The sequence below is a fragment of the Psychrobacter glacincola genome, assembly GCF_965118485.1.
Taxonomy (GTDB): domain Bacteria; phylum Pseudomonadota; class Gammaproteobacteria; order Pseudomonadales; family Moraxellaceae; genus Psychrobacter; species Psychrobacter glacincola_D.
Genome location: NZ_CBCPJH010000052.1, coordinates 1 through 12,419, shown reverse-complemented (window position 1 = coordinate 12,419; position 12,419 = coordinate 1). Strand labels below are relative to the sequence as shown.

Sequence of the window (12,419 nt, the reverse complement as noted above, 5' to 3'; positions counted from 1 at the left end):
CTACTACTAAGTTGTCGCCATCTTATGCTAAATCGCTGTATGATAATATCAGTATTTAGGTAGTTTTATCGGTCAGTCAAGGACGTCATAAACCAATATACCAACATACAAAGGATTGATTATGATTAAGCGATATATGTCTGCAATGGGCGTAGAAGAAACACGCTATCAAAATGGCGACTTTAACGTCACCACCCCAATAGATGGCTCGGTCATCGGTAAAGTCACGTTAGATAAAGTCTCAGACGTCAATACTAAAATCCAAAATGCCAAACAGGCTTTTCAACAATGGCGTGTCGTTCCTGCCCCTAAACGTGGCGAGTTGATTCGTCTGTTAGGTGAAGTGCTGCGTGAACACAAAGAAAACTTGGGTATTTTAGTATCAATTGAAGCGGGCAAAATCAAAGAAGAAGGCCTTGGTGAAGTGCAAGAGATGATTGATATCTGCGACTTTGCAGTAGGCGTATCGCGCCAGCTATACGGTCTAACTATCGCTTCAGAACGTCCGGGTCACCATATGCGTGAGACATGGCATCCGCTTGGCGTAATCGGCGTGATTTCTGCCTTTAATTTTCCCGTTGCTGTTTGGTGCTGGAATACCGCTTTAGCCATTGCTTGTGGGAATCCCATTATTTGGAAGCCCTCAGAAAAAACCCCACTGGTTGCATTAGCCTGCCAAGCTTTATTTGACAAAGCTTTAGCAAAATTTGGTGAGGCACCTGCTAATCTATCTCAAATCCTATTAGGCGAAACAGATATTGGTAACGCTTTGGTCGAAAACAAAGATGTCGCCTTGGTCAGTGCCACAGGCAGTACGCGCATGGGCCGAGAAGTAGGACCTAAAGTTGCCGCTCGCTTTGGTAAGTGTTTACTTGAGCTTGGTGGTAATAACGCCATGATTTTGGCACCAACGGCAGATTTGGATTTAGCGCTACGTGGCATTCTATTCTCCGCAGTGGGTACAGCAGGTCAGCGCTGTACCACTTTACGTCGTCTGTTCGTTCATGAGTCGGTGAAAGAAGATATCTTACCACGCATCAAATCTGCTTATAAGACCGTTAGTATCGGGCATCCACTCGAGGGTAATTTAGTTGGTCCCTTAATTGATAAAGATAGCTTTGATAACATGCAAGTAGCGTTAGAGAACGCCCGTAATGCTGGCGGTAAAGTCATAGGCGGCGAGCGTGTACTGATAGATAAATATCCAGATGCCTATTATGTAAGACCTGCCATCGTTGAGTTTGATGAGCAGAATGACGTGGTACGCCGCGAAACCTTTGCACCAATTTTATATGTTATGCCTTATCAAGAGTTTGATGATGCGCTAGTGATGCAAAACGATGTCCCACAAGGACTGTCTTCTTGTGTTTTCACCAATGACTTACGTGAAGCTGAGTTATTTTTGAGTAATCGAGGCAGTGACTGCGGTATTGCCAACGTTAATATTGGCACTAGTGGCGCTGAGATTGGCGGTGCATTTGGAGGTGAAAAAGAAACGGGCGGCGGTCGTGAATCAGGCTCGGATGCTTGGAAAAACTATATGCGTCGTCAGACCAATACCGTCAATTATTCGACAGAATTGCCATTAGCGCAGGGTATCAATTTTGGCTAATACCTTGCCAGTTCGCATTTTAGCTTAGCCAATCGTTTTGCTACTTCCTAAATGTACTTAGTGCAAGGAGGATGATATGTTGCAACAACAATGCTTATGGCGGGTGACAGCGCCCGAAATCCATTTTTATGAATCTCTTAAAAGCGATGCCCAAACCACCGTCTGTATTATCGGCGGTGGTTTCACTGGTCTGTCTGCTGCTATCCATTTAGCTGAAAAAGGTATCAAAGTAATACTGTTAGAGAGCCATAGTATCGGCAGCGGCGGCTCAGGGAAAAGTGTGGGACTGGTCAATGCAGGTACGTGGGCGCGCCCTGATGATTTGAACATTAGCCTAGGCGAGGAAGCAGGCGAGCGTTTGACAGAGGCGCTTGGAGCAGCGCCAAGCTTAGTCTTTGACTTGATTCATCGCTATGGTATCGATGCGCAAGCGACGCAGGCAGGTAACATTCATATGGGACATAATGCGAAAGGTGAGGCAGATGTGGAGGTGAGATACGAGCAGCTGCGTCGGCGCGGTGCCAATGTCGAGATACTCACTGGCAGCAAATGCCATGAATACTGCGGCACCACCAGTATCAATAAAGCGCTACTTGATCACCGTGCTGGCACTATTAATCCGCTCGCTTACGTCAGAGGCTTAGCAAAAGTAGCGACGCAATTGGGCGTGATTATTTATGCGCAGTCTCCAGTCAACGCGCTAGAAAAGTCTGGTCAGCATTGGTATGTCAGAACAGCTCAAGTACATATCAAGGCAGAGCGGGTGATTATCGCGACCAATGCCTACACCGAAGGCGAATGGACGCAAATCCGCAAGACGTTTTATAAGGTTGCTTATTATCAAATTGCCTCTGAGCCCTTGCTAGGGGATATGGCAAATCGTGTGTTGCCCTATAAAACGGGCGCTTGGGATACGCGCTTGGCGTTATCGAACTTTCGACGTGACCATGAAGGTCGCTTATTACTGGGTACGGTCGGTGGTAGCGCTGGTAAACCTAAGCAGTTTTACCAGTCATGGGCAAGGTATGTACAAAAGAGCTACTATCCTTATCTGCCAAAATTCAGCTGGCAGTACGAATGGTATGGCAATTTTGGCTTTACCCAAGATCATATCTTTCGCGTCTTAGAGCCTGACAAAGGTATCGTGACCGCCACCGCTTATAATGGTCGCGGTATTACCACTGGTACGATGATGGGTAAATGTTTTGCCGATTATATCGCCACAGGCGATCGAGCAAGTATTCCATTGCCGTTTAAAACAATAGAGGATTCTAAAATCCGTTTCACCACTTTAAAATCAGGTATCACTGAGCTGGGGCTCACTTTATACCATGCCGGTCAGTGTCTAAGAATTATTAGCTAATCCAATAGCTAATTAAAATACAGTATTTTAGCGAATGACTACTTTTTAATGATAAATACTTACTTTGATAATAGGTTTATCTGGTTTGTCAAAACCTAACCATCAGAGGATAATTTCAAACAATATTACACTTAATTAGAAGTCATATCATGCTTATCAATGCAGATTTTTTATGCCGCGCTGAACTAGCGACTGAACACTATCAGTGGGTTCCGTCACCACAAAGCGGCGTCGAGCGCGTCATGCTTGACCGTGTTGGCGCTGAAAAAGCGCGTGCTACTAGCATCGTGCGTTATGCCCTTGAATCGAATTTCCCTCACCATCTTCACCCAGGTGGCGAGGAGATTTTGGTGTTATCAGGTACTTTTTCGGCGGATAGTAGCGATTATCCTGCTGGCTGGTATCTACGTAATCCACCGACATCAGGGCATCAGCCTTATAGTCATGAGGGTGCTGTGATTTTTGTCAAACTTTGGCAAATGACAGCTGATGAGATCCATCATGTCGCTATCGATACCAATGATGCAGTCAACTGGCAAGTACAAGGTGGTCGTGACATTTGCCATTTATACTCAGATGCAAGGGAGCAGGTGAGCTTGCAACGTATAAATGCAGGTGAGGTGTTATTTGCGGATAAAATTACAGGCGGCGCTGAGCTCTTGGTGATAGAAGGCGCCTTAATCGAAGCTGAACGAAATTATCAACGTGGTGGCTGGATACGTTTGCCTGTTGATGCGGCGTCAGAAATAGTAGCAGGCGTCAATGGCGCTACGGTTTATCTAAAAACGGGGCATTTATCATAAATCATCGGTATCGATGCCCACTGATTTTATAAGTACTGTTGAGACAATGAATATGAAAAAAGTATCGGTAGCGATTGTTGGTGGTGGTCTAAGCGGCTTGTACGCGGCTTATTTATTAGAGAAAAAAAGTATCGATTATGTGTTGTTAGAAGCGCGGTCGACATTAGGTGGTCGTATCGTGACGGCTAAATTACCAAAAGATAATGAAAATATCGACAGTTTTGATTTGGGACCTTCTTGGTTTTGGCCAGCTTATCAGCAGCAGTTGGCGCAACTTATCGATGAATTACGATTAGAGACGGTTGCCCAGTTTGAAGACGGTGAAATGATGGTTGAGCGCTCGCCTGATGAGGCAGCAGTTCGTACACATGGCTATAAAAGCTCACCACCATCTATGCGACTTAAAGGCGGTATGGCAGCATTGATAGAGGCTTTGCATCTTCATCTTGATGCCTCACGCATTTTGACCGGTCAAATCGTAAGCCAGTTAAATAATACCGGTCAAGGTATTGAAATTGAAGTTATTAATGAAATTATCAGCGAAGATGCGTCTGGGCAAATAATGACGTTGCAAGCGCAACATGTTTTATTAGCGTTACCACCACGTTTGGCTGCGGAGAGCATTGAATTTCAGCCTAATTTGCCCACTAATTTATCAGCACAATGGCAGCAGACAGCAACGTGGATGGCACCACATGCCAAATATGTGGCGGTTTATGATACGCCTTTTTGGCAAAAGCAAGGTCTTTCTGGCGCGGCTAGAAGCTCACAAGGTCCTATGGTTGAGATTCATGATGCTTCAGTGCGAGGTGGCAGTGGTGCGCTATTTGGTTTTATAGGAATACCTGCACCAGTACGTCAAAGTATTTCTGAAGAGATACTAAAGGCTTATTGCCGTACACAATTAGTGCGACTATTTGGCGCAGAAGCAAAAAATCCTAAGAAAGAATATCTTAAAGACTGGGCACAAGAGCCATTTACATCTACTGCTGCTGATATAAGTAGTGACGGTCAGCATGCGTCAGCGCCTGCATCTAAAACAACATCTGGTGTATGGGAAAGTTGTTTAACAGGTATTAGCAGTGAATGGTCGACGCAGTTCCCAGGTTATCTTGCTGGTGCTCTTGATGCGGCTCATAAAGGAGTGCAAAATCTGCCAGATTCATTATTTTCTTAATTAGTTAAGCTGACTTCAATATAAAAATATCTTCTAAAAAAGATAACTATAAACAGTTATTTTGAGATTAAATCTTCCTTGCTGCAATGGCGCTTTGCTTTTATAGCAAGAAAATAATCCAATTCAATACAAGTGTAGATCGCTAAGTAAACCTACGTCATCATCTGCCTTTTCCTAATAATCCTATCTAGTTCCAATTCATCTGAAATACACAAAATACATATTAACCCTTCACATTGCCAGATTATTTCTATAAAATACCGACCATACGGTTTCTTTAATATATATATGACTAATAAGCGCTCGATTTGAGACAGGTATCCTAAATATGAGTCCTACCACTGTTGCTTACGGTTACCTTGCGATTGCTATTATTTGCGAAGTGATTGGTACTACCTTTTTAGTAAAGTCGGAGCAGTTTACGCGTTTGGTGCCGACTCTAATTATGGGTGTGCTGTATGCCATCTCATTTTACTTATTAACACAGACTATTAAGACCATACCGATTGGTATCGCTTATGCATTATGGGGTGGGCTTGGGATTGTGCTGACATCATTAATCGGTTTGGTATTCTTTAAGCAAACGCTTGATACGGCAGCAGTGGTTGGTATCGCTATGATTGTAGGCGGTGTCGTGGTGATGAACTTATTGTCTAATTCTGTGGTGCATTGACCGTTAGCATAGAGATGAAAATGGAAACAGAAAACGCTTATAAACGTAAAAAACAGCCAGAACTGGTCCGTCGTGCGCTGCTTGATCAAGCAGCACGAATAACTTTAGAGCAAGGACTGTCTAAAGTCACTTTTCAAGCGGTTGCGGACGCGGTTGGGGTAACCAAAGGTGGCGTGATGCATCATTTCACCACCAAAAATGCCTTAGTCATGGAGGTGTTTCATGACGCTATGAAAAAGTTTGAAAGCGAAGTTGACGCCGCTATGGCGAAAGATGTTGTCAGTTATGGCGCTTTTACTCGTGCTTATATCAATGCCACGATTAGCTTAGGTGAAAAGGGGCAGCAAGAGTTCAATAGCCAAGCCACGCTATATGTACTCATGTTAGGTGATCGCGAGTTACGTAAATTATGGGCTGAGTGGTCAAATGCGCAATTAAAAAAACACGCAGCAACTGATAATACTGAGACTTTGTGTATGGTGCGGCTGGTGGCTGATGGTATTTGGCTTTCGGACTTTTCAGGAATAAATATTTCAGATAAAAAATCCATACGTGAGCGTTTAATAAAAACGACCTACCCTGAGAATGATTAACAAGTAGCTTTGCTTTAAACACAGCGCTTTGAGCATTTATAAAAGAAGTATGTCAACTTAAAAACCACATATTAGAAACCTCGTAATTTTATTTTAAAAACTTAACTCATAACGAAATTATTTAGCTCTTATTTTATAGAGTTAGCAAGTAATCGTAAGGAATAATCATGATAAATACAAATTCAAAAACTAATCTAAACAACTTAGCAGATATTATTAATTTAGACCAAGTACAAACTGCTTATATTAATGGTCGTTATTTAGCTATCGACGAATCATTAGCTACTTTTGAAGATATTAATCCAGCGACGGGTGAAGTGCTTGCTACTATTCAGCAAACGAGTGATGAACAGATTAATGAGGCAGTAAAAGCAGCACAGCAAGGTCAAAAGATTTGGGGAGCAATGACGGCGGTTGAACGTAGCCGTATTTTATTAAAAGCGGTTGAGATATTACGCGAACGTAATGATGGGCTGGCATTACTTGAAACTAAAGACACTGGTAAAGCGCTCTCTGAAACCAAATATGTCGATATCGTCACCGGTGCTGATGTCATTGAGTATTATGCAGGTCTGGCACCGATGCTTGAAGGTCGTCAGATTCCACTACGTGATACGAGCTTTGTTTATACCCGCCGCGAGCCGTTAGGCGTGGTCGCAGGTATCGGCGCGTGGAACTATCCGATTCAAATTGCGATGTGGAAAGCAGCACCAGCGTTAGCCGCTGGTAATGCCATGATTTTTAAACCATCAGAAGTCACGCCATTAACGGTATTAAAACTGGCAGAAATCTTCACTGAAGCAGGTTTACCAGATGGCGTTTTTAACGTCGTGCAAGGCGACTATAAAGTGGGCGAAGCATTAACCCAGCATCCTGATATCGCCAAAGTTTCATTTACTGGCGGTGTACCGACTGGCAAAAAAGTGATGGCAAGCGCGGCAGTATCGTCGCTTAAAGACGTAACCTTAGAGCTTGGTGGTAAGTCGCCATTGATTATATTTGATGATGCTGATATTGATACCGCTGCTGATATCGCCATGATGGCGAACTTTTATAGCACCGGTCAGGTCTGTACCAATGGCACGCGTGTCTTTATACCAAAAGCTTTACAGGTCAAGTTTGAAGAAGCCATCTTAACGCGCGTTGAGCGTATCAAGCTAGGCGATCCGATGGATGAGAATGTCAATATGGGCCCATTGGTCAGCTTCCCGCATATGGAGCGAGTGCTTAGCTATATCGAACAAGGTAAAGAGGGCAGCGCACGTTTATTAACTGGTGGCGAACGTATTATGTCAGGCAAGCTTTCTAATGGTGCATTTGTTGCCCCGACTGTATTTACTGATTGTAGCGATGAGATGACTATTGTACGCGAGGAAATCTTTGGTCCAGTGATGTCAATACTGACTTATGAGAGCGAAGAAGAAGTGATTCGCCGTGCCAATGATACCGAATATGGCTTGGCAGCAGGGGTTGTGACCGCTGATTTAACCCGCGCGCATCGCGTGATTGCGCAGATTGAAGCCGGTATTTGCTGGTTAAATACGTGGGGCGAGTCAGCCGCACAAATGCCAGTGGGCGGCTATAAGCATTCAGGTATTGGTCGCGAAAACGGTATTGAGGCCCTTGAGTACTATACTCAGACCAAGTCTATCCAAGTAGAGCTGGGCGCGTTTGAATCGGTATTTTAATCATTTGAACTTATGAAAATTTTAATCAGTAAGCATGTGCTCTGAAGGCTAATTTGTCCTTTGATTCAACCTTACTGATATCAAGTTATATATTTTGCAAGATTATGGAGCGTTTTATGACATCCCTCACACCTGAGTATGACTACATCATTGTTGGTGCCGGTTCAGCAGGTAACGTGCTGGCCACGCGCTTGACTGAAGATGCCAACATTAAGGTATTGCTGTTAGAAGCCGGTCGACCAGATCATCGTCTAGACTTTCGTACTCAGATGCCAGCGGCGCTTGCTATACCATTGCAAGGCACGACGTATAACTGGGGCTATAAAACCGATCCTGAGCCATATATGAATAATCGCGTCATGGACTGTGGTCGCGGCAAAGGGCTCGGTGGCTCATCGCTGATTAACGGTATGTGCTATATCCGTGGTAATGCCTTAGATTTCGATGATTGGGCAAAAATCAAAGGTTTGGCAGATTGGACCTATTCTGATTGTTTACCTTATTTTAAAAAGTTAGAGAACAGAGATGCCGGTGCCAATGATTATCATGGCGTCGGCGGTCCGGTTGAGATGACTACCTCAAAACTAGGCGTCAATCCGCTGTTTCAAGCGATGATTGAAGCGGGCGTGCAAGCAGGTTATCCAAGCACAGATGATTTAAATGGCTATCAGCAAGAAGGCTTTGGGCCGATGGATCGTTTTGTGACGCCTAATGGTCGCCGCGCTTCAACCGCTCGCGGTTATCTTGACCAAGCTAAACCGCGTAGCAACATTACCATTTTGACGGGTGCACTCACTGATGTCATCTTGTTTGATGGTAAGCGAGCTGTCGGCGTTAAAGTAGAGCACCAAGGTCAGACCAAGAATTTCTACGCGTCTCGTGAAGTCGTCGTTTCGTCAGGGGCGATTGCCTCACCGCAACTGTTGCAGCGTTCAGGTATTGGTCCTGGTCAGTGGCTCAAAGAGTTGGGCGTTAATGAGATTCTTGATTTGCCAGGTGTTGGTAATAACCTGCAAGACCATCTAGAGCTGTATATGCAGTACGAATGTAAGCTGCCAGTGTCGATTGCCTCCGCCAATAAATGGTGGAATAAGCCTGCAATTGGCGCTGAATGGTTATTTAATGGTACAGGATTGGGCGCGTCTAATCAGTTTGAAGGTGGTGGCTTTATCCGTACCGATGAGAAGTTCACCCATCCCAATATCCAGTACCATTTCTTGCCATTAGCCGTACGTTACGATGGTCGTAGCGCAGTAACGTCTCATAGCTTCCAAGCGCATGTGGGCTCATTGCGCTCGCCAAGTCGTGGTCGCGTCAAGCTGATCTCTAAAGACCCAAGTGCGCATCCGAGTATCTTATTTAACTATATGTCGCATGATCAAGACTGGCAAGAGTTCCGCGCTGCCATGCGCATCACCCGTGAGATTATGCATCAGCCCGCGCTTGATCCTTACCGTGGTCGCGCGATTGCGCCAACCGATGATTTGGTGACCGATGCACAATTAGACGAATACGTTCGTAACCATAGCGAGACCGCCTACCATCCCTCTTGTACTTGCCCGATGGGCGAAGGCAATGATTCGGTGGTTAATGGTGAAGGGCTGGTACATGGCATCGATGGTCTGCGTGTCGTCGATGCGTCAATTATGCCAAATATCATCAGCGGTAATCTCAATGCGACCACCATTATGCTCGCAGAGAAAATCGTCGATAAGATGCGCGGCAAGCAGTTGCCACGTTCGACAGTAGATTATTATGTTGCCAATGGCGCACCGCTTAGAGCTGAGCCAATGCGGAGTTATAGTTCACCCGTATAAGCGCTTGAATAATCAATGATATAACACAGTTTCAATAAGAAGGCCTTTCTAGATAAAGGCCTTTTTTATCAGCGTTAACTTATGAAGAAAATGAATACAGTTATAGTTGTATCTATTTTTATTAAACTTGCCATTCATTTATGCAGCAAGTTTTACACAGTAAATTTTTATTTATTAGTACTGCTTTGTGCGTCATGCGGTTATCATCTCATAACGGACAAAGCAATACCACACACTGGTTAATCTATTTATTGAGGTCTTTTATGTACAGCTCGCCATCAGAAGATGCGACGAAACCCCTGACTCTAAATAAGACAGTTTTTTTAGGCTCAGCTATTATTTCTATTTTATTGATTATCTGGACCATTTCTTTTCCAGATTATAGTCAGAACTTGCTTAGTGCTGGTATGGCTTGGGTATCAGAAAGTTTTGGCTGGTATTATATGCTGGTCGTTGCCGCTTATAGTATTTTTGCATTATTTGTTGGTCTGTCTAAATATGGTGATATCAAACTTGGTCAAGACCACGAAAAAGCCCAGTTTCCTTTTTTAACGTGGGCAGCCATGCTGTTTTCAGCTGGTATCGGTATTGATTTATTATTTTTTGGTGCGTCTGAACCTTTGATGCATTATTTAACGCCGCATACAGGGCTAGAGCCTGCCAGTGCAGAGGCTATGCGCGAAGCACTCTCGCAGACGTTTTTGCATTGGGGTCTGCATGGTTGGGGTATTTACGCGCTCATCGGTATGGCATTGGCTTACTTTGCTTATCGTAAAAATATGCCGCTGGCGCTACGTTCGCCGTTGACACCAATATTTGGCGAGCGCTTAATTAAGGGCTGGCTTGGCGATAGTATTGATACCTTTGGTGTGGTCTGTACCTTGATGGGTATCGCCACCAGTTTAGGTATTGGTGTATTACAGGCAAATGCGGGCTTAACTCATGTTTTCGGCATTGAATCTAGCTAGATGGTTCAAACGCTAATCATCGTAGGTGTTGTCGCGGCCGCCGCTATTTCTGCGATGACTGGTGTTGAAAAAGGCGTCCGTCGTCTGTCTGAATTCAATATGTTGTCTTCGATATTATTATTGCTAGTGATATTAGTTCTTGGTAATACGGTTTATTTGCTCAATACCTTTACTCAAAATATTGGTCAATATTTCCAAACCATTATTTATAAAACCTTTGATGTTTATGCTTATGATGGTACTGCTGGTGCCGAATGGAAGTCAGGTTGGACGATATTTTTCTGGGCATGGTGGGTCGCTTGGGCACCGTTTGTGGGTTTATTTATTGCCCGTATTAGCCGTGGGCGTACGCTGCGTGAGTTTGTCTTTGGGGTGATGTTTATCCCACTTGGTTTTATCTTTGCCTGGTTCTCTATCTTTGGTAATTCAGCGATAGATTTGGTTGCCAACGGTGCAACCGAACTTGGTGAGATTGCGGTCAATGATGCTGCGGTGGGTATGTTTGCCTTGTTTGAGTACTTCCCTTACAGCAACGTATTATCATTTGCTGGTGTGGTTATTGGTTTGGTATTCTTTGTGACTTCAGCCGATTCAGGCGCTTTAGTACTCGCCAACCTAAGCTCAAGAGGTATGACCAATGATACCGATGCGCCTGTTTGGTTGCGTTTATTTTGGGCTGCGGCAACTGGTCTTATTACCCTAGGGTTATTGTTTGCTGGTGGTTTTGAATCATTGCAATCCGTATCCGTGATTGCAGGCTTGCCGTTCTCACTTATCCTTGTGCTTTATATGATGTCAATGTGGAAGTCATTAAAAGAAGAGGGTAATAAGCGTAAGGCTAGCACGATTGGTATGGCAAACGTACTTGATAGTGGCAAGGGCTGGAAAGCACGCTTGCAACGTATTGTCAGCTTCCCAAGTCATACGCAAGTTGAACGATTTTTGCAGCATATCGTAAGACCGGCAATGATTGACGTTGAAAATGAGCTGAAAGCCGGTGGTCTAAAAACGTCTTTAGATATTCGTAATCCTGCCCATATCGGGCAAGATATCGATGAAGGTCTAGATGAAAGCAGTGGTCAAATAGATGGGCTAAGTTTGCGAGTTGGACATGGTGATGAAGATGACTTTATTTATGAAGTCAATTTAATCAAGGCTGAGCGACCTAACTTTACGATGAAAACTTCAAGCAAGCATACAGAGTATTATTATCGTGCGGAGGTGTTCTTAAGCGATGGCTCACAAGAGTATGATTTGGTTGGCTATACCAAAGAGCAAGTGCTGGTTGATATTTTGCACCAGTACGAGCGCCATATGCAGTATCTACATTTAGAGCGTTAATAACTTTATCAGACGCTATATGTCACTTATTAAGTGTTAGCATTTGAGCAAAAATAGCATATGAGAAAAACCCATAAGTTGGATACAGCTTATGGGTTTTTTATATTGCTCTAGTGCAATGAATTTTGAATGAGTGATTAAATTTACTAGGTACAAAGTAAGCGACAACAGTTGTCGTGTTTGCTTTTATGTACTTTCTTTTTATGAGCTTTTGTATTATAGTTATTGAGTCAGGAAAAATTAATAATATATCGCAATATAGAGTTTACCCTCGAAGCGCAATGCTTCATATCTAGCTCTACTGTTTATTAAATCCAATTTTCTTGAGCGGTATCAATTTTTATTACTCTTATCTAAAAAACAAAAAATATTAAACATAGTCAA

Annotated in this window: 8 protein-coding genes and 1 pseudogene; all 9 read left to right on the top strand. The window is 43.7% G+C overall.

Annotation, left to right across the window (positions count from 1 at the left end; genetic code table 11):
* Positions 1–121: 121 nt before the first annotated feature.
* Positions 122–1,612 carry an aldehyde dehydrogenase family protein gene (locus ACMHKH_RS13780; RefSeq protein WP_413521204.1) on the top strand — a complete coding sequence of 497 codons (1,491 nt, stop codon included), beginning with the start codon at positions 122–124 and terminating at the stop codon, positions 1,610–1,612.
* A 76-nt stretch (positions 1,613–1,688) separates the two neighbouring features.
* Entirely contained in the window at positions 1,689–2,975 is a 1,287-nt protein-coding gene (locus ACMHKH_RS13775) for an NAD(P)/FAD-dependent oxidoreductase (RefSeq protein ID WP_413521203.1), read from the top strand.
* A gap of 149 nt (positions 2,976–3,124) precedes the next feature.
* On the top strand, positions 3,125–3,778 hold the full coding sequence (locus ACMHKH_RS13770; RefSeq protein WP_413521202.1) for a cupin domain-containing protein: 654 nt from the start codon (positions 3,125–3,127) through the stop codon (positions 3,776–3,778).
* Between the two features lie 52 nt (positions 3,779–3,830).
* Positions 3,831–4,955 (top strand): flavin monoamine oxidase family protein, encoded by a 1,125-nt coding sequence (locus tag ACMHKH_RS13765; protein WP_413521201.1) that lies wholly within the window; start codon positions 3,831–3,833, stop codon positions 4,953–4,955.
* 328 nt (positions 4,956–5,283) lie between these two features.
* Entirely contained in the window at positions 5,284–5,628 is a 345-nt protein-coding gene (locus ACMHKH_RS13760) for a DMT family transporter (protein ID WP_413521200.1), read from the top strand.
* Positions 5,629–5,648: 20 nt separating this feature from the next.
* Entirely contained in the window at positions 5,649–6,221 is a 573-nt protein-coding gene (locus ACMHKH_RS13755) for a TetR/AcrR family transcriptional regulator (protein WP_413521199.1), read from the top strand.
* A 167-nt stretch (positions 6,222–6,388) separates the two neighbouring features.
* The gene (gene betB, locus ACMHKH_RS13750; protein ID WP_413521198.1) at positions 6,389–7,909 is read left to right on the top strand and encodes a betaine-aldehyde dehydrogenase; all 1,521 of its coding nucleotides are present in this window, start codon (positions 6,389–6,391) and stop codon (positions 7,907–7,909) included.
* A gap of 116 nt (positions 7,910–8,025) precedes the next feature.
* A complete protein-coding gene (gene betA, locus ACMHKH_RS13745; protein WP_413521197.1) occupies positions 8,026–9,726 on the top strand; it encodes a choline dehydrogenase in 1,701 nt (566 codons plus the stop codon).
* Positions 9,727–9,866: 140 nt separating this feature from the next.
* Positions 9,867–12,035 (top strand): annotated as a pseudogene (gene betT, locus ACMHKH_RS13740) (choline BCCT transporter BetT).
* Positions 12,036–12,419 lie beyond the last annotated feature (384 nt).